Below are 23,724 nucleotides of genomic sequence, written 5' to 3' on the forward strand. Positions count from 1 at the left end.
GGATACAACTCTTATGAATATCATCTGCTCCTATTGTGGTGAATAGAACTAAGTCTTAAGGCGTGATGGGAAGCTTATGACGACGATAGAGGGAACGACGAACCAGAATGTATAAGCCGTAGCTGAGTAAACAGATAGCCAGAATTGGGTAAAGATCCTTGGGAAGGAATTTAAAGATAGCCAGCGCCGCTAAGAGATAGATAAAAGGTATAAAGTCATAAATTATCTCGGGAAGATAACCCGATTTACGTCGTTTGGCCGAGTCTGTTCGACGGTTTTGAGAACGCATAACGTAGATCCTCGCACCTAATACAAATACCACAGTTGCCGCTATCAAGGCATAGTTGATGTCGAGTGCAATAAAACTCGAACTACCGAGCGCCATGTAGCCAAAAGGCAAAATTTCGTAAAGTGGTTTGGTTAACATAAGCACTCCGTCGCTTAACTTAGGTTGATATCAATATCTAATTGAAAATATTCATATAAAATTTGAATACTTCAATTTACCAGTCAGTTATTTATCTATTACGAATATTATAAACGCTTGTGTATAAAAAATGCACGACCTTAAATTAAGGGCGTGCATCTTAAAAGGTTAAACAATGGCTGTTTAATCACTTACGGATAAACAACTTCTCGTTTAACTTCTGGTATCAGGCTTTGTTTAGCCGCGGCAACCACAGCCGCCATTACCATCACAACCTGTTTTAGGTGTATCACAGGCTTCGTGCTCTTCATGGTGGTGTCCATGATCGTGGTCTGAACCACCACAACATCCGCCCGCTTCTTGTTTACCTGAACCGCCACAGCATCCACCACCGTGGTCGTGATCATGTCCATGGCTTCCACAACCACCTTGGGCATGAATGTGGCCATGAGCGATTTCTTCGGCTGAGGCTTCACGAACGTCAACGATTTCGACGCTGAAATTGAGCGATTGGCCCGCTAAAGGATGGTTGCCATCGACGATAACCACATCGTCTTTCACTTCCATGACTTGAACTGGGCGCTGACCCATTTCAGTTTCAGCGATGAAGCGCATACCTGGGACGATATCTTCGATATCACCAAAGGCTTCTAATGGCACGGCTTGACGTAGGCCATCGTGATAAGGCCCATAGGCTTCTTCGGCACTAATAGTGACATCGAGTTTTTCGCCTTTGCTTTTACCGTCTAATGCGGCTTCTAAACCTGGGATCAGGTTTTCAGTGCCGTGTAGATATAGCATAGGTTCAGAGTCGAAAGAGTCTTCTAATAGTCTGCCTTCTTGATCTGATAAACGGTAATGAATGGTTACCGCGCTGTGTTGAGTGATCTTCATATCGCCTCCAATTCGTAATGTGCGCGCATAATAACGTGCTTTTTTAGTGCTGGCGATAATTTGAAGTGGCTTATGTTAGATATCGCACAGGTTTTTTTTAGGCAAATTTGTCGGTGCTTTACGGTAGAAAGGATGAGTAATGTGATTTTTGCTCGTTAGCCTGTCAATTTAGCCTGAGTGATGAGGTAGAACAAATAACGCATTATTTTAACGTGCACTATAAATAATTAGATTGAAAACAAGTGATTATCTAATGGTTTTCGTGCCGCATTACGTTGACGTCAACAGTTATCTATTGCGTAAATCGCATTTTTACCCCTAGAAAACTTCATATTAACGAATCTTGATGCAGTATTTTATCGAGCGTTAATATTTGCCTATAAATAATCCATTTTAGGGGTTGACAAGCGCGGGTAAAAAAAGCAATTCTGTTTATCAAGAAATTAACATGGATTAGCCCAAACACATGCATAGCCTAGGTTTCGTAGTAACTACCATTATTACAACCACCACTACAACAACAGTGGGGGCGGGCTGATACACCCTAAAGAATTTTAACGATGAGCCCGCTTCCCACAAAGAAGCGGGCTTTTTTGTTTCTAGCTCTTATTTCTAAGTCGGGCGCGGTACAGGAGAACAAGATGAAAGTAATGAAATTTGGTGGTACCTCGCTTGCAAATTGGCAGCGATTCTCGATGGCGGCGGATATCGTTGCTAAGTCATCTAAGCTTGAACCCATCGCCACTGTGCTATCGGCCCCGGCGACTGTGACAAATGCGTTACTAGAAATGGTTGATGTAGCAGTCAAAGGTGAAGATTATTCGCCTGTGCTGCAGCATGTTGAGCGGGTATTTACCTCGCTATACCAAGATGCTGTTACTTCAATGTTGTCGAGTGAGCAGAGTGAACAGCTCTTTTCTGGACTTAATGCACAGCTGGTGATTTGGCAGGATAGATTACGTGGCATTAGCTTACTGCAAGAGTGTCCTGATGGCATACGTGCTGAAATCGTGGTGGCAGGTGAGCGTTTATCTGCAGCCTTGATGGAACAAGTGATGCTATCTAAGGGGATCACATCTGCTCAACTCGATCCGCGCGCCTTGTTTCTAGGTCGTGGTCGGCCGTTAGAATCCGTGGTCGATATCGCTGTGAGTAAGCCAAGGTTTCGTGCGTTGGCATTAGGTGAAAAGCGCGTATGGGTAATGCCGGGATTCACCGCCGCCGATGAACAGGGCAAAGTGGTGACGTTAGGCCGTAATGGTTCTGACTATTCTGCTGCTGTGCTCGCTGCCTGTTTAGATGCGTCAAGTTGTGAAATCTGGACCGATGTTGACGGTGTTTATAATACCGATCCCCGTGTGGTTGCCGATGCTAAGCTGTTATCACAACTCAGCTATCAAGAGGCGATGGAACTCTCCTATTTTGGCGCTAAGGTGCTGCATCCTAAGACGATTGCGCCTATCGCCCAGTTCCATATTCCCTGTTATATCAAAAACAGTTTTAACCCCGATGCGCCCGGCACTCTGGTATCAAACCAAGCCGATGAAACCGGCTTGCAGGTTAAAGCTATCTCTAATTTAGATAACCAGACCATGTTCGATATTTCAGGCCCTGGCATGAAAGGCATGGTTGGCATGGCGAGCCGTACCCTCGCGGCGATTTCCCGCAGCGGCGTGTCTGTGTCTTTAATCACCCAAAGCTCCTCTGAATACAGTATTAGCTTCTGTGTGGCGACGTCTGACTCGGCCAAAGTGAAATGGGCCTTAGAGCAAGAGTTTGAATTAGAAATAAAAAGTGACTTGCTTGAACCTATTGCTATGCGTCATGAGCTCGCTATCGTTTCTTTGATTGGTGATGGCATGCGCACCCACAAAGGCGTGGCAGCGCGTTTCTTCCAAGCGTTAGCGCAGGCGAGCGTGAACATTATCGCCATCGCCCAAGGTTCGTCCGAGCGGTCGATTTCGACTGTGATCGAGCAGCGTAAGACTAAGCATGCGGTGGCGGCTTGTCATCAAGGCTTTTTCGATGTGCAGCAGTATTTAGATGTGTTTTTAGTGGGTTGCGGCAATGTAGGTGCAGGCCTGCTCGAGCAGATAAAACAACAGTCCGCCATGCTCAAAGAGCAGCACATCAGTATCCGTGTTTGCGGCATAGTAAATTCGAACAAGATGTTACTCGACAGTGCGGGCATCGATTTAAGCAACTGGTCTAGCTTGCTTGCCGATAGTCAGCAAACCTGCGATATCCCAGCGTTACTCGTATGGGCAAAAGAGCAACAATTGCTTAATCCAGTGCTGGTGGATTGCACTTCGAGCGAGCAAGTGTCGGATCTGTATTTGGATGTGATGAACTCAGGTTTACATGTGGTCACGCCGAACAAAAAGTCGAACACTCGCGATTATGCTTATTATCAAGCACTGCGCCAAACGGCATTAAAACAGCGTCGCCAATTCTTATACGAAACTACAGTCGGTGCGGGTTTGCCTGTGATCGATAACCTGAAAAAATTGTTATTTGCGGGTGACAAACTGCATAAGTTTAACGGTATTTTATCGGGCTCTTTATCCTTTATCTTCGGCATGCTCGATGAAGGCATGACACTTTCTGAAGCGACAGGTCTTGCGCGGGAAAAATGTTTTACTGAGCCCGATCCCCGTGATGATTTGAGTGGTATGGATGTGGCGCGTAAAGTGCTCATTCTTGCCCGTGAAGTGGGACTAAAGTTAGAGCTCAGTGACGTGCAGGTTGAATCTGTATTGCCAGCCGAGTTTGATGATTCAGGTGATGTTGAAAGCTTTATGGCACGATTACCGCAAGTTGATGCTGCAATTGCCGCAAAAGTGGCGCAGGCCAAAGCCCAAGGTAAAGTGCTGCGTTATGTTGGGCAAATTGAGGATGGTGTGTGCCGTGTGCGTATCGCCGAAGTGGATGCACAGGATCCGCTTTATAGCGTTAAAGGCGGTGAAAATGCCTTGGCGTTCTATAGCCGCTATTATCAGCCCATTCCCTTTGTGCTACGCGGCTATGGCGCAGGGACTGAAGTGACCGCTGCTGGTGCCTTTGCCGATGTATTAAGAACCTTGAATTGGACTCGTGAGGTGAGTGTATGAGTTTGACCGTTTACGCTCCAGCCTCTATGGGTAACGTGGGCGTCGGATTTGATTTACTCGGTGCAGCATTAGCGCCGATTGATGGTAGTTTACTGGGCGATAGAGTGACTATCGCCGCGGCAGCGTCGGGTGTGAGTCTTATGCAGACTGGCGCCTGGGCCCATAAACTGCCTGATAATCCGCAAGACAATATTGTGTACCAATGTGCCGAATTCTTCTTAACAGCCATGAGTAAGGAGTATTTAGAAGCGCTTGGTAAAGCAGATGAAGGCGTAGCGCTGACACTGGAAAAGAACCTGCCAGTCGGTAGTGGGTTAGGGTCGAGTGCAAGCTCTGTCGTGGCGGCGTTATATGCCTTGAATGAACATTTTGATAGACCCTATAACGAGCAAGCACTGCTAGAACTGATGGGCGAGTTTGAAGGGAAGATCAGCGGCAGTGTGCACTATGACAACGTTGCCCCTTGTTACTTAGGCGGCATGCAATTGATGCTTAATGTGCCGGGTACAGTTTGCGAAGCAATACCCAGCTTTAAAGAATGGTATTGGGTTGTGGCCTATCCAGGGATTTCACTCTCAACGGCAATGATGCGTAAACTCATGCCTGATCAATATGATAAAAGTGTCACTATCGATTTTGGCCGTTATTTAAGCGCCTTTGTTCATGCGTCTTACCAGCAGAATGCCAAGCTTGCGATCAGCGTATTAAAGGATGTGTTAGCCGAGCCCTATCGCGCCGCCGCGATCCCGGGTTACGACAAGGCCAGAGCTGCTTTAGCCGATTTAGGCATGTTGACTACGGGGATTTCGGGCAGCGGCCCAACGCTGTTTTCGATTACCGATGATTTAGCCACGGCAAATACCGCTAAAGCTTGGTTAGAGGCGCATTATCTCACCGAGGAGGGTGGCTTTGCCCACGTGTGTCGCCTCGATGAGCAAGGCACGCGTAGAGTCGATTAATAGTTAATTTAGCTAAGACTAAGTACCCCAAATTAGCATTTAAGGTTTAGCATCAAAAGGTTGAGTTGAGCATGGAACTATATAATTTAAAACACCCTTCGCAGAAAGTGAGCTTTAAAGAGGCGGTACAACTGGGGTTAGGTAAAGACAGAGGTTTGTTTTTTCCTAGTCAAATACCCGTACTAGACGATATTGAAGGGCTGCTGGCGTTGCCATTCGTTGAGCGCAGTAAAAAAGTACTCGGCGCATGGCTTGCCTCTGAGTTAGGCCAAGATGCGGTCGATGAATTAGTTGAGCGTGCCTTTAACTTTGATTTACCTTTGGTTGCCGTCGATGAGCAGCGTGCCTGCCTTGAATTATTCCACGGTCCAACACTGGCGTTTAAAGATTTTGGGGCGCGTTTTATGGCGCAATGCGTCAATGCCTTTGTCGGCGACACACGCTTAACCATTTTGACTGCGACCTCGGGCGACACTGGCGCAGCGGTTGCCGATGCCTTCTATGGGCTTGAGAAAGTCAATGTGGTGGTGCTCTATCCTAAGGGTAAGATCAGTGAACTACAGGAAAAGATGTTCACTACGTTGGGCAAGAATATCCATACAGTCGCCGTCTCGTCCGATTTCGATGCCTGCCAAGATCTGGTTAAGCGCGCCTTTGATGATCCCGAAGTCCGCGATGGGCTGAGCTTAAACTCGGCAAATTCTATCAACATCAGCCGCTTACTCGCGCAAATTTGCTATTACTTTGAAGCGGTTGCCCAATCTAAACAACGCCATGAAGCCGATCCTGTGATTTCAGTGCCAAGTGGTAACTTTGGCAACCTCACCGCAGGTTTATTCGCTAAAGCAATGGGATTACCAGTTAAACGCTTTATTGCCGCGACCAATGCCAACGATACTGTGCCGCGTTATTTAGACAATGGCCAATGGCAGCCCAATCCGACTCAAGCGACTATGTCCAATGCTATGGATGTGAGTGAACCCAGTAACTGGCCGCGTGTGGAAGCCATTTGTGAGAAATTAGGCTGGCCACTGAGTAGCTTAGTGGGTATTCGCTTATCGGAGGAGCAAACGTCACAGGCGCTGGCCGAGTTACACGCTCACGGTTATGTGTCTGAGCCCCACGCGGCGATTGCGGCTAAGGCCTTATCTTTAACCTTAGTGCCCGATGAAGTGGGTATATTTTTGGGGACGGCGCATCCCGCTAAATTTAAGGATGTTGTGGATAGAGAGTTAACGCTTAACTTACCCTTGCCGCCTGAGCTTGAAGCTGTTGCGAGTAAGCCCATCTTATCTGCGGAATTAGCGGCAGATTTTGCTGCATTAAAAGTGCATTTATTCAAAATATTAGCTTAAGGGCTTTAGCCCTACTGATGTCTGCCTAGCAGTGGAATAACATGGCGTAAAAGCAGGAAGGGAGCTTGGCTCCCTTTTTTTACAAGTGTGAGTTTTATGGTGAGGAATTGATGAGCTTGTGTTACCAGTGAACATAAAACAACCCTTAGTTAACTACATGATATTTAATTAATATTTGTAACTTTCTGTATTATCCTTGGTTTCTTATATGTGACATTGTTCACAATTTTATCTATTGCAATTAGTTATGTTCACCCGCGTGTTTAATCTGTGGGTTAATTGATTTGTCTAAATTTTTTCTGTTAAGTACATGTTTTTGCGTTTTAATATCTGGATGTGCGACCAAGCAGCATGAACTATATCGTCGCATTAACGTGGCCTACGATTTTGAAGTCACCCACTGCGATAGTTTTGCTTTAGTCACTGGGGTGAGCCGCCATGAAAACCGGCTTGATGAAGCTAAAGAGTCCGCCACGGCTCAGGGTGAGGAATTGGGGGGAACACACATAGTTTGGTTACAAGTCGATATGGGGGATCCCACTAAAGTTGTTGCTATTATTTATAAGTGTCTGATTTAAATTTATAAAACTTTATTTTATTTCCTGCGTTCAGGCTTAGCCTTTATCGCAGTATAGTGAGTCGTTTAGATCTCACTCTTGGCTGTTGTGCTTTTTTGTTATTATTCCTCGCCCTTTTTTAGGCTAATTACTGTGATCTCGCCGGTGTTTATGGCGCGCTATCTAAGTGACAACTACGCTTACTGAGGTAGAACCCCCTCGCGGAAGTCTGACGCTGAATCGTTATACTTCATCTTAATCAAGAGAGGATAGTCAACTTAAGAGGCAAGTAACTTAGCCTATGCCATGGTTTAAATACGTTCCTGTCTTATTTATGCTTTTTTTAGTCTTGCCCGCTGTAAGTGTGTCGCAGGTCAATAGTCCTTTACCTTGTAAGAACACGATTAAAGTCGGTTACAACGATTGGCCTCCCTATGCTTGGCAAGATCCTCAAGGAGAAGCCCAAGGCTTAGATGTGGATCTGATGCGGGCATTTGCAGAGTATCTTGGTTGTGAAGTTCATTTTATTAATGTGCCTGCTAAGCGCTCGCATCAGATGTTGCGAGCAGGACAGTTAGATGTGTTGATGGGAGCGACTATGACGGATGAACGTCAAAACTATGCTCTTTTTTCAACCTATTACCGAGATGAAGAGCTACGCTTATTTGTACTTTATGAGCAAAAAGATCAGATTAATATCGATAAATGGGAGGACATTTTTACCAAAAAATTGCGTCTACTTGTCCCTTCTAGCGGTTGGTATGGTGCAGATTATCAAGAATCTCAATATCGATTAGAGCAGGAGCACTTGTTAGTATTAAGTCCCGACTCAGATAAGTCTGTGCAAATGCTTATCTACGGTAGAGGAGATATGATAGTCGGAGATACCTTAGCCATGCCCTATATCGCCAGCCAGCATCAACGCATCAAGCTAGTGCCACTTAAGTTAGTGTTAGATCAAAACCATATTCATTTAATGTTCAGTAAAGCGAGTATCAAGACAAGCCAGTTAGAGCAGTTTAATCATGCGATTAAGGCATTGATGGATAACGGTGAAATTGCACGAGTGATCAATAAATGGCAACAAATGACACTGGCGAAACAGTCTAATATGAGCCGCCTAAACAGTCCGCTAAAGACGCTGTATGTCAGCCCTTAACATTAGCCCTTCACGTTAGCCACTCATGTCCGACTCTGGTATATTTTTATCCTAGTGCAATATGGTAACGCTATGATCTTTGATGTTTTCCTCTAAAGAATCTTGTCTTTTATTCAGTTGTTCCTCCGCGATTTAAGATGTGACACATTTGCTAAAACTTCTCTGACTTGAAGTTACTGAACTCTCTATCAAATTCTGCTAGCTTGTTGGGCTCAATTGTCATGCTTTGGACTTGATTGTGGTTTTTTACAAAAGCCCATGGCAAGAATTTCTTCGCTAAATCTGCTAGCAAAATCTCGTAGTAAAGAGTCTATTGCTAAAAATAACAATAGGATAGAGGTCATACATGAAACTTCGCCATTCTGTCGCCTGCTGTATGCTTGCCCTAGGCACATTAACAGCGTTCCAAACCATCGCTGCCGATGCGGTGAGCAATCAAGGGTATTACCGTGCGCCAGCGTTGCACGATCAAACCTTAGTCTTTACTGCAGAAGGGGATTTATGGACTCAGACCTTAGGTCAAAAAGCGGCTACTCGCTTAACGAGTTTACCTGCGGAAGAGCTAGGGGCGACTATTTCGGCCGACGGTAAGTGGGTTGCTTATGTTGCCAACTATGAAGGCGCGAGCGAAGTGTATGTGATCCCCATTACGGGCGGTGTGGCTAAACGGGTGACTTTTGAGAATAGCCGTGTACGAGTTCAGGGCTGGACTGCCAAAGGCGAGATTTTATATTCTACCGACACTGGTTTTGGTCCTGCTAATAATTGGATGCTGCGCAGCGTCGATCCTCAAACCCTCACCACCACAGATTTACCCTTAGCCGATGCAGTTGAAGGTGTGATTGATGATCGCAACGAATACGTGTACTTCACCCGCTTTGGTCTGCAAGTGACTGGCGATAATGCCAAAGTGTACCGTGGCGGCGCAAAAGGTGAATTATGGCGCTTTAAACTTGGCAGCAAAACCGAAGCACAGTTGCTTAGCGGCCAACACGACGGCTCAGTGCGCCAACCTATGCTATGGCAGGACAGACTCTATTTTATCAGCGACAGCGATGGCAACGACAACCTCTGGTCGATGGCGCTCGATGGTTCAGATGCAAAACAGTTGACTCAATTTAAAGATTGGCAAGTCCGCGGTGCGCGGATGGACCAAGGCAAAGTGGTATTCCAGTTAGGTGCGGATATCCATGTGTTTGATATTGCGGCCGCTAAAGACTCGTTACTCAATATTGAACTCATTTCCGATTTTGCCGAGCGCCGTGAGCATTGGGTGACAGATCCTATGGATTACGCTTCTTCAACTAATTTGGCCCCCGCTGGCGATAAAGTGGTGATCACCGCCCGCAGCCACGTGGCAATCGCGGGTATTGATGGCTCGCGTTTAGTTCAAGTTGCACTGCCGGGGACTTATCGCGTAAGGGAAGCGGTGTTGAGCCAAGATGGCAAGTCGGTTTATGCGATTAGCGACATGACAGGTCAGCAGGAAATTTGGCAATTCTCTGCTGATGGCAGCAGTGGCGCTAAACAGTTAACCAAAGACAGTCATACTTTAAGAATGAGTCTTAATTTGTCCAGTGACGGTCGATTTATCGCCCATGACGATAACGATGGTAACGTTTGGCTGCTCGACTTAAAGAAAAATACCAATCAAAAAATCATCACTAACGGCGAGGGACTTGGGCCTTACGCCGATATCCGCTGGTCCGGTGACAGCCGTTTTATTGCATTAACTAAGTCGGAAATCGGTAAACAACGTCCGCAAATCGTTCTGTATGCTGTGGATGAAAATAAGGCCGAGACGCTCACCAGCGACAAATACGAGTCCTATTCGCCAACCTTTAGCAGTGACGGCCAGTGGCTATATTTCCTGTCAAACCGCCAATTCAGCGCAACACCAAGTTCACCTTGGGGCGATAGAAACATGGGTCCTGTGTTTGATAAACGCAGCCAAATTTTTGCCATCGCACTGGTCAAAAATGCCAAATTCCCCTTTAGTAAACCCAATGAACTCGAATCGAATCAAGTTGAAAAAACCGATGCTAAGGATAAACCGAGTCCAGTGAAAATCGATTGGGCAGGGATCTCCCAGCGTTTATGGCAAGTGCCTGTCGATTCAGGAAATTACAGTAAGCTGCGCGTCGTCGATGATAGACTTTATTTGTTAGATCAAGCTATTGGCGACGATGTCGCTCCTAATTTAATGACCATCAAATTTGACCGATTAAGCCCCAAAGCCGAGGTTTTTGCCGAGGACATTGGCCAATATGAGGTTTCTGCCGATGGTAAAAAGCTGATGCTACGTAAGCACAGTAATGAAAAATCACTCCTGATTGTTGATGGCGGTGATAAATTAGGCGATACGGATAATGCCAAAGTGCAAACGGAACAATGGCAGCTAGCGATTTCTCCGCAGCTTGAATGGCAGCAAATGTTTGAAGATGCGTGGTTGATGCACCGAGAATCTTTCTTCGACAAGAAGATGCGCGGCCTCGATTGGCAAGCCACTAAGGCTAAGTATCAGCCTTTGCTCGACCGCCTGACCGATCGTAACGAACTGAATGACATCTTCATGCAAATGATGGGCGAGTTAGATTCTTTGCACTCACAGGTGCGCGGTGGTGATTTACCTCAAGATCCCGATGCGGCTAAAGCGGCAAGCCTTGGCGCGCGCCTACAACAAACTGCAGATGGCGTTAAAATCGCGCACATTTACAGTAACGATCCTGAGTTACCGGCTAATGCTTCACCGTTAAATCGTATCGAAGTCGATGCTAAAGAAGGCGATATGCTGTTGGCTATTAATGGCACGCCAGTGGTGAATGTGGCCGACGTCACGCGTCTTCTGCGCAATCAACAGGATAAGCAAGTATTACTACAGCTTAAGCGTGGTAGCCAAACCCATAAAACCATCGTCATGCCCGTTAGCGCTGTGGTGGACAGTCAATTACGTTACTTAGATTGGGTGAGCCATAACGCGGCTGTGGTCGAGGATGCAAGTCAGGGCAAGATGGGTTATTTGCACTTATATGCCATGGGCGGTGGTGATATTGAAAGTTTCGCCCGTGAGTTTTATGCCAACTACGATAAAGAGGGTTTGATTATCGATGTTCGCCGTAACCGCGGTGGCAATATTGACAGTTGGATTATCGAGAAGTTACTACGCCGCGCTTGGGCGTTTTGGCTACCGACCCACGGCACGCCAAACACCAATATGCAACAAACCTTCCGCGGTCATTTAGTGGTGTTAACCGATGAACTGACCTATTCCGACGGCGAAACCTTCTCCGCAGGGATTAAAGCACTCGGTATTGCGCCCTTAATTGGTAAGCAAACGGCAGGGGCGGGCGTGTGGTTATCTGGGCGAAATGCGTTGACCGATAAAGGGATGGCGCGGGTGGCCGAGTATCCACAGTATGCAATGGATGGCCGCTGGGTGCTTGAAGGCCATGGCGTAACGCCGGATATTGAAGTCGATAACTTACCTTTCGCTACCTTTAATGGCAAAGATGCGCAGCTTGAAACTGCAATAAGTTATTTGAAGGATGAGTTGGTTAAACAGCCAATCCCAGCCTTAAAAGTGCAACCTTTGCCTGTAAAAGGTATGGCACAGGATATTAAAGCTAAGTAATTGATATTTAAATTCAGTATTTAACCGAAATTTAAGGTATCTCGGCTAGCATGTCCGCGTACAAAGTTAGGGTGTTGTCTCTTGGTTCCCGAGACAACACCCATTTTTATGCCCATTCATTAATACTTCTATTCCCATTTTTACTTGTTTCTGCATAGATCTGCATAGTGTTCACTTGCTGTTGTTGGGCAAGGTGATTAACTGTCATTGCTCTCGCGTCTTCGTTATGGCTTAGATAATAGGCCGTTGGCGCTGAAATCCCTTGGCTCGTTCCTGTCGCTAAATTGGTCATGTCGGCGATCACTTGATACTTCATCTTCGCGTGTTTCAATTCGACTAAGGTTTCTATGTTATCCCTCAGTGCTGGCATTTCTGCTGGTTTTTGCGTATTCGCCGCCAATTGTTTTGCATCGCTAGAAAGCGTTACTGTATCAGTTGATGCTGGTGCGCTGGTTTGAACTGGATTTTTAACCTGTGTAAATTCAGCAGTGGAGACATTTTTTTGTGGGCTGACAGACGGGGAATTTCGCAGTGGTTGAATGTGCATCTTTTAATTCCAACAGATGATACCAAGCTAAGATTGGCTTCTATCGTACTGTTTAAAAGCTGGACCTGAGCTGAATAATGGTGAAAAGTTAGACTCTGTGGATGGTTAGGTGGCGCGGATAATTCGGTGATAGCAATGATTCAGACAGGTATTGAGTTACGGTGCGGCAATAAAAAAGCCCGCTTAGGAAAAGCATCTGCGGGCCATAAAGATCTGCTCAAATCCTAAAACTTGATTTGAATATCTGTTGCTAAACTATTAGCGATAAAGCAATTTGCATGTGCTTTCTCGTGAATTTTCTCAAGGGTTTCTTGGCTGACTTCGACCCCTTCAGCGAAAATGACCTTAGGATTGAGCACCATCTTTGTCACGGCCAACTTGCCCGCCTCGTTTTTACCCAGCTCTGCAGTGGCATTATCCACATAGGAGGTTACAGGTAAGCGCTTAAGATGCGCAATTGCTAGAAAGGTCAACATATGGCATGAGGATAATGCAGCCAACAGGCTTTCCTCTGGATTGACATTTTGCCCATTGCCTTTGTATTCCGGTGCCGACGAGGCTTGAATCGTCTGGCCGCTGCCAAAGGTAATACTGTGGTCTCGACAAAATTCGCCTTCTTCGGCGGGCGAGGTTTGCCAGTTAACCGTTAAGTTAAAGCCCATTATTTTCTCCTATCTGAAGGACATCAGGGCACTATAGCCTAGCGGTGCTCACTTAGCCATGATCGCCATGCCAGTGTTAGCTGGACATTAGATCCCAGCACTCAGTAATAGAGTGCCAGTGAGCACGCTGCCAGTGACGATTCCTATCGGTAAATGGCGCGGGCTGTAGCTTAACGTTAGGATGACCAGCATTGCCGCGAGGGAAATTATTCCCATAAACAAAATGCTCCCGTAGGCCCAGCCCTGATCGCTCGCGCAGGCACTTAAGCTAAATGCTAGTAGTAACCAAGCAAACAAGGTTAGCAAACGACTTTGCCATTGTGCTGGTGGACGATTGAACACATCTTTGAAGTGACCAAATTTAGCTAAGGCAAACAGGGCGAGGGAAAGATAACTCAAACCTAAGATCCCAAGTAGGGGAATAAATTCTGGCATCATGATTTGGCTTCCTCCAATGAAGATGACGAACTAAGGTCGCTGGCAAGGGATGTTTGGGATTCGCTTCTACGTGCATTTTTTGCTTTTGCTGGGCGTTTAGCGGGGGCCTTAGCAATCAAAGTCACTCTTTTACTGGCAAATAGCATAGCGCCACCAAGTAGCACTGCGAGCACGTCAAATCCGACTAAAGCCCATTGGTGGGATTGGATATTGTCGATGATATTGCTTGGTGATGTGAAGGCATTGAGCACGGGCAGCGCACAGCACAAGGTCCCTGTGAGTCGTAATGCGGTTTGCCACTGGCGACGTGAACGACCCAAGAAAGCCCAAACTCCCATTGCCGCTAACGCGAGAAAGAAACTGTGAACTTCCCATTCAGAGCGGCTTGCAAAACTTGTCGATAAGAGACGATTGGCGTAAAAGAAGGCTACAGTGCCTAAGGGTAGTCCTAAGATAAACATGAAGTTTAACCCTTCAACTAAACGTAATCCAAAGCTTGGTTTCTCGCCTTTATCGATCAATTTTTGCTGTTTTTGACGTAGACGAATGGCCCACATCAAAGTGCCTGTCGCGATCATAGCGCAGCCTAATAAACCGCAGAAAAAGAATAAAAATCTTAGCAGCGGGGCGGCAAAACGTGCCGTGTGCAGCGACATCATAGTATCGTAAGTCGCGGAGGCTCCTGAGGCTTCGTGCGGGCTGGTATATTTAAGCTCACCATTTACCCCGTTGAATATCAAAATATTGGCTTCATCGGTCACATCTTTACCTGTGTTTTGGTAAAAGGTCACTTGGCTATTTTGATCTTTAGGGTATGACACTATCACTTGCTTAATTGGCGCATCGCCCCATGCGGCTTTCACTTGAGGTAATAATTGGCTTAGTTGCACCTGTGGCGCACTAATCCCTGCAGCTTTCTCGGTTTGTCTGGCGGGATTAAGTTCTTTTAAAAAAGCTTGGTTATCACCCGAATAGGCGGTATTAACCGTCCATGGGATATAGATAAGCATTAGGGTAATAAGCCCTGTATAAGTGATCATCAAATGATAGGGCAGGGCGATGACAGAGCTCACATTGTGCGCGTCTAGCCAAGAGCGAGCGCCTTTATCCCGTCTAAAACTGAACAAATCTTTGAAGATCCGTTTGTGGATCACTATGCCACTGATAAGGGCGATCAGCATAAACATAGTGCAAACGCCGACGATATAACGCGCTGTAATAGCGGACATATAGTGCAAGTCAAAGTGCAGACGATAGAAGAAATCACCGCCGCGACTCTCACGCACTTCAGAGATCATGCCGCTGCCATCTGCTAAGGCTACATGTTCTTCAGTCTTGCCACGACGCTGACCTTTTTCTGGTGGCAGTTGCCAGCTAACGCTTTGAAAGGGGGTTCGTTCAGTTGGAAAACCTATCATCCAGCGCTGCGCTGTTGCCGGCGAATGCGCTTCTATGTAACTTTGACCTTTATCTAATTGGTTTTCGAGTGTATCGGCTCGGTAGTCTTGATAAACCCCTTTGTGTAATTCGGGTTCATTCCAAAGGCTGATCTCATGGCGAAAATAACTCAAGCTACCCGCAAAAAAGATCAACAATAATACCCAACATACCAGCAAGCCTGCCCAGGTATGTAGCCAAGATAAAGTTCTAAAAAATGTCTCTTTCATCTTATTGCCCACATACCTTGATCAATCCAAAACATAACAAACTCACTAAGCCTAAATCTCGCCACGCATGCCAGGTTTTACGCACACAAAAGGCATAAATAATAGCAATGGCATAAAACAGGAAAGCTAACATATTGGCTGTTATCGTGCTTTCAAAGCGCGGCATAGGTAGCACTAATGTCAGCAGGCAAGCCAAGGTTGCTGCCGCAACATAACCCGCCAGTAGAGCGGCACTCGCACGCGCAAAGACTTTGAAGGCAAACTGCGATTGCTCTTGCTTAAACCATTGCACAATTCCCCGCGAAATCAGCGAGAACGAGCGCATTTGAGTTGTAGAAGATTGCGTTGAGGTTTCAAACGCGGGTGTATTAGACATAAGTGCCACTTCTCATTTCGAGCCAATATGGGTCTGTTATGGCTATCCGTTACTGTTGATTCTGCAAAGTGTGCTTGAGCTTTTTGGCTTAACGACGAATGCATTTCTATAGCAGTAGATAGCTAACCGCGAGAAGTATAACTTAGTTAATTCAAATGATAAACGATATCATTTAGATTCGAATGTGAATTTGTGATCTTAAGCTGATCTGCTTTAGCGAGTGTAGGGTGGCGAGTTTAACGTATGTAGCGTAACGAGCGCTCTGTCACAATTGTTTGTTTTTATTTGTTGATATGTGTTTAGTGGTTACTGCTTGTTTAGCATTAGGTTAATTTTTATGCTGCCAATGTGAGCTTTATCAATTTTGATAGACGACGGTTTTGGCAGAATGCGTTATCTTTTTTACCGAGACCTAGCCTGATAACCCTATGCATAAAAATTCTACAAATGGTGAAACACACCTGTCAGATAATGCGATTTTACTATCAACGACGGATCTGAAGGGAAATATTAAATATGTGAATCAGACCTTTTCGCAGATCAGTGGGTTTAGTGTTGCTGAGTTGCAAGGGAATCCACATAACATAGTGCGCCATCAAGATATGCCTGCGGCTGCATTTAAGATCCTCTGGGAGCGAATTAAGCAGGGCAAGCCTTGGATGGGGATAGTTAAAAATCGCACCAAAACGGGCGGCTATTATTGGGTGAATGCCTACGTCGCGCCAGTGTATGAAGATGGTAAAGTTCATGAGTATCAATCTGTTCGTCGCCAAGCTACCCCTGAGCAGATTAAAGCCGCTGAGAGTATTTACCGTGATATTAATCAGGGCAAGCAACCTAAAGTGTTGCGTAAAGATAGGTTAGGTTTCAGTGGCAAAATACTGCTGGCCATGTTGGTTTCGATTACGGCTACGGCGATAATTGCCAGTTATTCCCCCATAGTTGCCGCGATGGTGGGAATGAGTCTCGCGTGCCTAGCATGGTATTACCTGATGCAGCCGCTGCAAAAGCTTGTGTCTATGGCAACTAACATTATTGACGATCCCGTCGCTACGGGCGTGTACACCGGCCGCCAAGATGAGATCGGTAAATTAGACCTCGCCCTACGTTTTTTGATCACTGAAATTGGTGGCGTTGTTGGCCGTATGGCTGATTCTGCCAGTGAGATCCAAGCACAAAGTGTCAGCCTTAAACAAACCATTACAAACACTTGGGAGCACGCCGATAGTCAGAGTGAACAAACCACGCAAGCTGCGACTGCGATGGAGCAGATGAGTGCCAGTTTTGCTGAAGTAACGGGAAACATTCATCGCACTGCCTCGGAAATGGTGTCGAGCCATGAGGCGGCTCAACGCGGTCATTCACGTTTAGAAACAGTTATTGATGCGATACATCAGTTAAGTGTACAAGTGAGCCACTTTTCCGATGTTGTACAAGCTATTGAACAAGATAGCCGTGCGATTCACCAAGTGCTCGAAGTCATACGTGCTATTGCCGACCAAACAAACTTATTAGCCTTAAATGCGGCAATTGAAGCGGCGCGGGCAGGGGAGAGTGGTCGTGGTTTTGCCGTGGTGGCCGATGAGGTCAGGCAGTTATCGAGCCGTACTAGCCAATCCACCTCGCAAATCGAGTTAATTGTTAGCCGTTTTAGGGAAAGCACTCAAAGGGCGACCTCGACCATGATGGCAGGGCAGGAACAGGTAAAACGTTCGGTAAGCTTAGCGCAAGATGCGAGTGTGGCTTTTGGCGAGTTGCTTTCATCTATTTCGCGAATTAATTCTTTGAGTGATGATAATGCGGCGGCGATGACGCAGCAGACTTCGGTGGCCGCAGAAATTAGCCGAGCTATCCATGTGATCAGCGACTTGGCTCAGCAGAGTTTAGAGCAGACGCTCGATGCGGCGGCGCGGGGTGATCAAGTGTCGCGTTTATCGACCAAGACGCATCATTTGTCCCAACAGTTTTGGCAGCAGAGTGTGCAACGTAAATATTAAGCGTATTTACCTTATGTCGTATTGCATTTTGTGATTGATTTATTATTAATGCCTGTTTATAAATCAATCACTTAATCATGTTTTTCTCGCTGTTTTATTTTTGACTTCTTGATGGAGGTCACATTTAGGAGATGCTAATACCTGAGTTGACCGAAATATTTGCCAATAACCCTTGTGTTTTATCCTGCATGCCCCAAGCTCTATTAGTGAAGCAAAAATAAAAGTAATGACACTAAAAGGGACAACCTATGAAAATAAATATTTCTGGTCACCACGTCGATGTTACTGATTCTATTAGAGAAGATGTTAACGAAAAATTTGCAAAAATCGCCACCCATTTCCCCTCTCTGATCGCACTGGACATTATTATTGCGAAAGAGCATGGCGAGTATCAGGTTGAGCTTCGTACGAATTATGAAGGAAGCCGTATTTCTGCTTCAGGTACCGATGAGGTTATGTACCCAGCAATCAAAGCAGCATCGAAAAAATTAGATGCAGCACTTAAGCACCGTAAAGGTCAGTTAAAAGCGGATTTGCATGAAACCCCGAGCTGTACAACGCCAGCTATTGCCCATGAAATTATCCAAGAGATGGATCTTCGTTAGGTTTTAGCTATAACTCATCGCTTTAGATGAGCACAAAAAGGGCCTTAAATGGCCCTTTTTGTTGGCAATCGGGTTTGGTTTAATGCTAATGGGTTAAATCAATGCCAGTTGTAATCCCTTGAGCACAGCTTGGGTACGGTCTCGGCAATCGAGTTTAGTGAGTATGTTAGAGACATGATTCTTCACTGTGCCCTCGGCTAAAAATACCGCATTGGCGATTTCCTTGTTGGAGAAGCCGCCCGCCATAAAACTGAGAATTTCCCGCTCCCGTTCCGACAATAATTCATTTCTAGTTACCCCAACGCTAGGTGCAGGTTTAGGCTCACTCATCTGTTTGAGTACCGAAGGCTCTATCAAGTAGCCGCCTTTGGCGGCGGTTTCGATGGCGTGCAGTAACTTGTCGAGTGACACGTCCTTGAGCAAAAAGCCGTTGGCTCCCGCCTGTAAACTATTGAGGAATAACTCACTGTCGTCGAAGGTGGTTAACATGATGACAGGTAAGCGATTGGCACTTTGCCGTATCTGTTTGAGCATGGCGATACCATCAAGATTTGGCATACGGATATCACTGAGCAGCACATCGACGGGATTGCTGGCAAGCTTTTTGAGTGCATCTTGACCGTCTTCGGCTTGCCATAACACGCGAATGTTGTCGGAAATAGCGAGCAGGCTAGCGATCCCTTGGCGAACCAATTGCTGATCTTCCACTAAACCGACACTGATGATGTTGTTTTGCATATCCATAGCTATTCCAAAGATTTTTTTAATAAAAAGTTAAGCGAGTGCTGGGAGTGTGAGGGTGAGTTGGCAACCGGACGCCGAGTCATTTGCCCTTAACTCCAAGGTGCCATTAAAGGGTTGTAGCCTTTCCTGCATGCCGCCGAGCCCAGTACCGAACTGTCCAGTGCCGCTTTTAGCTGATGCGTTTCGCGCAGCTCCCCGTGTTAGCCCAACGCCGTTGTCGCTCAGTTGTAATACCAGTGCGCTTTGGGAGTCTTCCATGCTCAGTTGCAGTTGATTCGCCTTGCCGTGACGTACGGCGTTGCTGATGCCTTCTTGCAGCACTAACAGTAGTGCCTGAGTCAGTTCGGCTGATTGCAGTGGCTTCATCCCTTTGCAGTGAAGAGTCACGCTGGGTAAGCGGGTCATCAGTGCCTCTAAAGGTGGGACTAAATCCAATCCCACTTGCACTCTTTGAGCCCTGACGACGGCGCGAATACTTTCAAGTAGCTGTTTAGCTAAGGATTTACTTTGATTGACTTGAGGTTTGAGCTCCTCGGGCGCTGTATGGCTTAGTACTTCCAATTGCAGGGAAAGCGCTGTGAGTTGGTGGCCGAGAATGTCGTGCAAATCGCGTGATATCCTTAATCTTTCTTGCTGTTCGCTGGCTTGGCTCAGCAGCGCGCGAGTGGCAATAAGCTGTTGGTTTAGCTGTTCTTGTATCAAACGTGATTTACGTTCAGAAAGCCTTGCTTGGCTACTGCTGTAGGCAAAGAATTGAAAACCAAGATAAATCAAAATATTGAACACATTGCTTTGTTCATGCAATTGCCATTGCAGCAGCGCGTAATAAACAAGGTTGGCTAGCAGCAGCTGTGAAATGGCTTGGCGACGACTAAAAAACTCAGGCAACAGTGACGCCCAAATGACGAAGAGGATAGGCAGTAATGCGTTGTTTGCTGTGAGCATTAAGCTCATCACGGTCAACGGCATCACTAGCGTGGTTATGCGGCGAAGTCGAATATTATTATGCGCAACTTTATCGGTAGCTATCAGTATAAATTGCACTACAAACAGCCCATACAGTACGACATTTAGCATGCCTTGCCATGTATGCAATGCGGCTTGATTTATCCCAACCCAAGCGACTAATGCCCAAGTGAGCACTCCTGCAGCAATCAACATGTTTTCTTCTTTCGCTAATCGATTTTCTAGCACGAATGACGATTCCTTAATCCAATTCTGCCGACCATTCTAAGGTATCAGCGCCAGATGTCACTATGCCAAAAGTCATCTTGTTAAATTTTTGTTTCATGACTTTTGGCACCTGTTTTTCGTCCTGCGATTTTTTAAGCTAACTCCATCGCAGTTACTTATCAGCGCAAATAACAGGAGTAAGACATGAAACACGTGAACTCGGCTATGACAACTCAGATTCGCCAAGCAAATATGACCAAAAGGACGTTATCAGCGATTTGGGGCGCAGGCTTAGCTTGCTCGCTCTTGTCGGCTGGAAGTGTGTCGGCAGGAAGCATGTCGGCTGAGAGCCAGGCACATACCCTGACTGTGGATATCGATAATATTCAAGTACAAACTGGCGCCTTGATGGTGGAGCTTTATGCCAATGCCGAGGATTACGCCGCAGGCCACAATCCTAGCGCATCTATGATAAAGCCCGTCACTAAAACAGATCACAGGCTGGTATTTAGCGATCTCGCCGATGGCCAATACGCGGTAAAGGTCTTTCACGATGAAAATGGCAATCACAGTTTAGATACCAATATGTTAGGTGTGCCGAGTGAAGGCTATGGCTTTAGCAATAACGCCGGCAGTTTTGGACCAGCGAGCTTTAAAGACGCCAGTTTTAGTCTGCAGGCCGATGCACAAATCACCATACATATTCGCTAAGGGGGGCTGCACCATGGATAGACGTCAATTTTTAGCAGGTTCAGCCGCCCTAATGACGAGTGCTGTTTGGGCCAGTTCGGTTGATAAATTATTGGCGCTGGATAGCGCACAAACGATCGCACGTGAGCCATGGGCCATAGGTTTTAATGGGGCGCAAGGCGACTATCAGCCACTCACTATGCAGGTTTCGGGCGAGTGGCCAGCGCAGTTGAGTGGCAATCTATATCGTAATGGGCCAGCGAAAATGTCTCGGGCAGGAAAGGCATATCAACATTGGTTTGATGGTGATGGCATGGTGCAACAGTTTAGTGTGAGCAATGGGCAAATTCAGCATCAGGCCAAGTTTATCCAAACAAAGAAGTTTAAAGTCGAAGAGGCCGCTGGCGCGTTTAAGTACACGACCGCAGGCACAGTGATCCCCAATGCTTTACCTATTCGAAATAACGATGATTTGAATGTGGCTAATACTAGTTTATTGCCGCGCCACGGCGAGTTGCTCGCTTTATGGGAGGCGGGTTCACCCTATCGACTTGATGCCCAGACCTTAACCACGCTTGGCGTGAAAAGCTTTGGTGACAAATTTAAGGGCTTGCCCTTTTCTGCTCACCCGCTCGATGACGGACAAGGTGGACTATGGAATTTTGGCGTCTGGTATGTCGGTGGTGAGAAGCAATTACTTGTGTATCAAGTGGCAGCCGATGAGAGCATTGCCAGAATGGAAGTGATTGAATTACCGCAGGCGAGTTATTTACATGCCTTCGCGCAGAGTGAGAATAAGCTAGTGTTTTATATTTCATCCTGCGTGTATGAAGAGGGCGAAACCTATGTTGATGCCTTTAAATGGCGCCCCGAATTGCCATCGCAATTACTGGTTATCGACAAAGCCGACTTTAAAGCGCGCCAGTTACACCCGCTGCCCGCTGGATTTGTGTTTCACTTTGGTCAAGCCATTGAGAAGAATGACGAACTTTCAGTACAACTTTGCCTCTATCCCAATTCGGCGATTTTAACGCAAGGGATGAAGGGGTTACTAACGGGTGCCCGAAAAACAAAAACACCCCATGCCGAGTTAGTGACAATTACAGTACCGCTCACAGCACCACTTACAGCAGCATTTACACTAGCTAGCAAAACGCAGTTTGCGGAGACCTTGCCTTCCTCTGCACGTATTAAGCGCAGCGGCGTGATGATGGAGTTTCCCCAGTTTTCGCAGCACATTATGAGTCAAAAACAAACTAGCGGTGAAAAAGCGTTTGCAGAGAAAACAGGCGGGGCTTCGGAGTTTGTTCCGTTATTTGGCGTTGGAGCAAGATCAGATTCAGCAGTTAACTCTGGCTCCAGCTCTAACTTTAAATATGAAGCAGAATCTGAATCAGGGCTAAGTAACACTTTGTATTGTATTCATAATGCAAAAGACAGTAGCAAGCACAGTGCGGATACATTTGGTGACGCGAGCTATAGCGCGTTTTATCTTGGCAAAGGCAAGGTTGCCGAAGAGCCGCTCTATATCCCCGCCACTGAGCAGCACGAAGCTTATTTACTGATGACTTGGCTCGATTACCATAATGCACAGTCTGGTTTGTCTTTGTTTCGTGCCAGTGATATCAGTGCGGGCCCTATAGCTTCGGCTCAAATGAACAGGGTATTGCCACTAGGGTTTCATGGCTGCTTTATTGAAGCTTAATATTTTGATCTATAAATAAAAAACGCAGCTCTTAGCTGCGTTTTTGTTTCAGGCGAAAGAAACGTCTAGTCATCAATTTCCGCATTGTGATAGACGTTTTGTACGTCGTCACAATCTTCAAGTGCGGCAATAAACTTTTCAAACATAACGACATCTTCACCTTCAACTTTAGTCATGTCCTGCGGTACGAAGGTGATATTGTCAAATTCAAAGTTAACCTCTGGCATCGCTTCGGTCAGCGCAGTTTTGACTTTAAAGTATTCAGTGTGTGGTGCGTATACTGTGATTAAGCCATCTTCAAGCTCAACATCGCTTACATCAACGTCAGCCATCATCAGCAGTTCTAAAATCGCATCTTCGTCATCACCCGCAAACACGAACACGGCTTGATGATCAAACATGTGGCCAACTGTACCTGGGCCGCCGAGTTTGGCATCGTTTTTCACGAAGGCTTGACGCACTTCGGTGAAGGTACGTTTTACGTTATCGGTTAAGCAGTCAACAATGACCATGCAGTTGCCAGGACCAAAACCTTCGTAACGGGCTGTATCGTAATCTTCACCGCCGCCGCCTTTGGCTTTTTCAATTGCGCGTTCAATAACATGCGCAGGCACTTGGTCTTTCTTAGCGCGTTCAATTAAGCGACGCAGTGATAAGTTTCCATCGGGCTCAACGCCGCCTTGCTTAGCGACAACGTAAATCTCTTTACCGTAGCGTGAATAAATGCGGGTTTTTTGACCGGCTGTTTTCGCCATGGATTCTTTCTTGTTTTGATATGCTCTGCCCATCTTGATCTCGTTAGCTCAAAAAAATTGCGCCGATATTAGCAGTTTTCTTGGCATAAGTGCAGTCGTCCCTATGTGATTTATTACCTAGAAGGCGACGGGGCACGCATTTCAGGGCAAAGTTAGTTTTCTCAAGGAAGATCCGCTTTTAGATAGGCTAGGACTATATCGCGATAGATTAATACTAATGTCTAATGCCATACGCTCGTGAGACTGTTGATGATAGCTAACTTCTACTTTGTT

General features: G+C 46.2%; 20 protein-coding genes. 10 read left to right on the plus strand and 10 right to left on the minus strand.

The window, feature by feature from the left end; all coding sequences use genetic code 11:
• Positions 1-55: 55 nt before the first annotated feature.
• Entirely contained in the window at positions 56-427 is a 372-nt protein-coding gene (locus HUB64_RS11695; RefSeq protein ID WP_173246097.1) for a hypothetical protein, read from the minus strand.
• 237 nt (positions 428-664) lie between these two features.
• Positions 665-1,321, minus strand: coding sequence for a peptidylprolyl isomerase (gene slyD, locus HUB64_RS11700; RefSeq protein WP_028760797.1), 657 nt, complete (start codon positions 1,319-1,321; stop codon positions 665-667).
• A gap of 641 nt (positions 1,322-1,962) precedes the next feature.
• Between slyD and thrA the strand changes: the two genes are divergently transcribed.
• From thrA to HUB64_RS11730, 6 genes are all read left to right on the plus strand, one after another.
• Entirely contained in the window at positions 1,963-4,431 is a 2,469-nt protein-coding gene (thrA, locus tag HUB64_RS11705; protein WP_173497034.1) for a bifunctional aspartate kinase/homoserine dehydrogenase I, read from the plus strand.
• On the plus strand, positions 4,428-5,390 hold the full coding sequence (gene thrB, locus HUB64_RS11710) for a homoserine kinase (RefSeq protein WP_028760795.1): 963 nt from the start codon (positions 4,428-4,430) through the stop codon (positions 5,388-5,390). Before thrA ends, thrB begins: the two co-directional genes overlap by 4 nt.
• A 71-nt stretch (positions 5,391-5,461) precedes the next feature.
• Complete coding sequence (thrC, locus tag HUB64_RS11715) at positions 5,462-6,745, plus strand: threonine synthase (protein ID WP_028760794.1); 1,284 nt, start codon at positions 5,462-5,464, stop codon at positions 6,743-6,745.
• Positions 6,746-7,029: 284 nt separating this feature from the next.
• Positions 7,030-7,323: a hypothetical protein gene (locus HUB64_RS11720; RefSeq protein WP_028760793.1), complete on the plus strand. Its 294-nt coding sequence runs from the start codon at positions 7,030-7,032 to the stop codon at positions 7,321-7,323.
• 280 nt (positions 7,324-7,603) lie between these two features.
• Positions 7,604-8,461, plus strand: coding sequence for an ABC transporter substrate-binding protein (locus HUB64_RS11725; RefSeq protein ID WP_028760792.1), 858 nt, complete (start codon positions 7,604-7,606; stop codon positions 8,459-8,461).
• A gap of 346 nt (positions 8,462-8,807) precedes the next feature.
• Positions 8,808-12,092, plus strand: coding sequence for a S41 family peptidase (locus tag HUB64_RS11730; RefSeq protein ID WP_173497035.1), 3,285 nt, complete (start codon positions 8,808-8,810; stop codon positions 12,090-12,092).
• A gap of 106 nt (positions 12,093-12,198) precedes the next feature.
• Here the strand turns inward: HUB64_RS11730 and HUB64_RS11735 are convergent, their stop codons facing one another.
• The 5 genes from HUB64_RS11735 to HUB64_RS11755 form a co-directional block, all read right to left on the minus strand.
• Positions 12,199-12,639 carry a hypothetical protein gene (locus HUB64_RS11735; protein ID WP_028760790.1) on the minus strand — a complete coding sequence of 147 codons (441 nt, stop codon included), beginning with the start codon at positions 12,637-12,639 and terminating at the stop codon, positions 12,199-12,201.
• Positions 12,640-12,863: 224 nt separating this feature from the next.
• Positions 12,864-13,301, minus strand: a complete 438-nt coding sequence (locus HUB64_RS11740; protein WP_028760789.1) for an OsmC family protein — start codon at positions 13,299-13,301, stop codon at positions 12,864-12,866.
• 87 nt (positions 13,302-13,388) lie between these two features.
• Complete coding sequence (locus HUB64_RS11745) at positions 13,389-13,739, minus strand: DUF3325 domain-containing protein (RefSeq protein WP_113940646.1); 351 nt, start codon at positions 13,737-13,739, stop codon at positions 13,389-13,391.
• A complete protein-coding gene (locus HUB64_RS11750; protein ID WP_173246078.1) occupies positions 13,736-15,406 on the minus strand; it encodes a PepSY domain-containing protein in 1,671 nt (556 codons plus the stop codon). The genes HUB64_RS11745 and HUB64_RS11750 overlap by 4 nt, the downstream gene beginning before the upstream one ends.
• Position 15,407: 1 nt before the next feature.
• Positions 15,408-15,782 (minus strand): DUF3649 domain-containing protein, encoded by a 375-nt coding sequence (locus tag HUB64_RS11755; RefSeq protein WP_131523016.1) that lies wholly within the window; start codon positions 15,780-15,782, stop codon positions 15,408-15,410.
• Between the two features lie 428 nt (positions 15,783-16,210).
• Between HUB64_RS11755 and HUB64_RS11760 the strand changes: the two genes are divergently transcribed.
• Both HUB64_RS11760 and raiA read left to right on the plus strand, forming a co-directional pair.
• Complete coding sequence (locus HUB64_RS11760) at positions 16,211-17,779, plus strand: PAS domain-containing methyl-accepting chemotaxis protein (RefSeq protein WP_173497036.1); 1,569 nt, start codon at positions 16,211-16,213, stop codon at positions 17,777-17,779.
• Between the two features lie 248 nt (positions 17,780-18,027).
• Positions 18,028-18,384 carry a ribosome-associated translation inhibitor RaiA gene (gene raiA / locus HUB64_RS11765; protein ID WP_028760784.1) on the plus strand — a complete coding sequence of 119 codons (357 nt, stop codon included), beginning with the start codon at positions 18,028-18,030 and terminating at the stop codon, positions 18,382-18,384.
• A gap of 93 nt (positions 18,385-18,477) precedes the next feature.
• Here the strand turns inward: raiA and HUB64_RS11770 are convergent, their stop codons facing one another.
• Positions 18,478-19,128 (minus strand): response regulator transcription factor, encoded by a 651-nt coding sequence (locus HUB64_RS11770; RefSeq protein WP_173497037.1) that lies wholly within the window; start codon positions 19,126-19,128, stop codon positions 18,478-18,480.
• A gap of 30 nt (positions 19,129-19,158) precedes the next feature.
• Positions 19,159-20,322 carry a histidine kinase gene (locus HUB64_RS11775; protein ID WP_173497038.1) on the minus strand — a complete coding sequence of 388 codons (1,164 nt, stop codon included), beginning with the start codon at positions 20,320-20,322 and terminating at the stop codon, positions 19,159-19,161.
• Positions 20,323-20,505: 183 nt separating this feature from the next.
• On the opposite strand from HUB64_RS11775, the gene HUB64_RS11780 reads away from it, so the two are divergent.
• Entirely contained in the window at positions 20,506-21,012 is a 507-nt protein-coding gene (locus HUB64_RS11780; RefSeq protein ID WP_173497039.1) for a DUF2141 domain-containing protein, read from the plus strand.
• A 13-nt stretch (positions 21,013-21,025) separates the two neighbouring features.
• The gene (locus HUB64_RS11785) at positions 21,026-22,696 is read left to right on the plus strand and encodes a carotenoid oxygenase family protein (RefSeq protein WP_173497040.1); all 1,671 of its coding nucleotides are present in this window, start codon (positions 21,026-21,028) and stop codon (positions 22,694-22,696) included.
• A 65-nt stretch (positions 22,697-22,761) separates the two neighbouring features.
• On the opposite strand, the gene HUB64_RS11790 is transcribed toward HUB64_RS11785, so the two are convergent.
• Positions 22,762-23,484: a YebC/PmpR family DNA-binding transcriptional regulator gene (locus HUB64_RS11790; protein ID WP_028760779.1), complete on the minus strand. Its 723-nt coding sequence runs from the start codon at positions 23,482-23,484 to the stop codon at positions 22,762-22,764.
• Positions 23,485-23,724 lie beyond the last annotated feature (240 nt).

The organism is Shewanella sp. ISTPL2, assembly GCF_013283205.1.
Taxonomy (GTDB): Bacteria; Pseudomonadota; Gammaproteobacteria; order Enterobacterales; family Shewanellaceae; genus Shewanella; species Shewanella oncorhynchi.

Excerpts from the sequence above, each read along its gene's own strand:
- HUB64_RS11695 (WP_173246097.1), bottom strand. The coding sequence starts at position 427 with ATGTTAACCAAACCACTTTACGAAATTTTGCCTTTTGGCTACATGGCG.
- slyD (WP_028760797.1), bottom strand. The coding sequence starts at position 1,321 with ATGAAGATCACTCAACACAGCGCGGTAACCATTCATTACCGTTTATCA.
- thrA (WP_173497034.1), top strand. The coding sequence starts at position 1,963 with ATGAAAGTAATGAAATTTGGTGGTACCTCGCTTGCAAATTGGCAGCGA.
- thrB (WP_028760795.1), top strand. The coding sequence starts at position 4,428 with ATGAGTTTGACCGTTTACGCTCCAGCCTCTATGGGTAACGTGGGCGTC.
- thrC (WP_028760794.1), top strand. The coding sequence starts at position 5,462 with ATGGAACTATATAATTTAAAACACCCTTCGCAGAAAGTGAGCTTTAAA.
- HUB64_RS11725 (WP_028760792.1), top strand. The coding sequence starts at position 7,604 with ATGCCATGGTTTAAATACGTTCCTGTCTTATTTATGCTTTTTTTAGTC.
- HUB64_RS11730 (WP_173497035.1), top strand. The coding sequence starts at position 8,808 with ATGAAACTTCGCCATTCTGTCGCCTGCTGTATGCTTGCCCTAGGCACA.
- HUB64_RS11735 (WP_028760790.1), bottom strand. The coding sequence starts at position 12,639 with ATGCACATTCAACCACTGCGAAATTCCCCGTCTGTCAGCCCACAAAAA.
- HUB64_RS11740 (WP_028760789.1), bottom strand. The coding sequence starts at position 13,301 with ATGGGCTTTAACTTAACGGTTAACTGGCAAACCTCGCCCGCCGAAGAA.
- HUB64_RS11745 (WP_113940646.1), bottom strand. The coding sequence starts at position 13,739 with ATGATGCCAGAATTTATTCCCCTACTTGGGATCTTAGGTTTGAGTTAT.
- HUB64_RS11750 (WP_173246078.1), bottom strand. The coding sequence starts at position 15,406 with ATGAAAGAGACATTTTTTAGAACTTTATCTTGGCTACATACCTGGGCA.
- HUB64_RS11755 (WP_131523016.1), bottom strand. The coding sequence starts at position 15,782 with ATGTCTAATACACCCGCGTTTGAAACCTCAACGCAATCTTCTACAACT.
- HUB64_RS11760 (WP_173497036.1), top strand. The coding sequence starts at position 16,211 with ATGCATAAAAATTCTACAAATGGTGAAACACACCTGTCAGATAATGCG.
- raiA (WP_028760784.1), top strand. The coding sequence starts at position 18,028 with ATGAAAATAAATATTTCTGGTCACCACGTCGATGTTACTGATTCTATT.
- HUB64_RS11770 (WP_173497037.1), bottom strand. The coding sequence starts at position 19,128 with ATGGATATGCAAAACAACATCATCAGTGTCGGTTTAGTGGAAGATCAG.
- HUB64_RS11780 (WP_173497039.1), top strand. The coding sequence starts at position 20,506 with ATGAAACACGTGAACTCGGCTATGACAACTCAGATTCGCCAAGCAAAT.
- HUB64_RS11785 (WP_173497040.1), top strand. The coding sequence starts at position 21,026 with ATGGATAGACGTCAATTTTTAGCAGGTTCAGCCGCCCTAATGACGAGT.
- HUB64_RS11790 (WP_028760779.1), bottom strand. The coding sequence starts at position 23,484 with ATGGGCAGAGCATATCAAAACAAGAAAGAATCCATGGCGAAAACAGCC.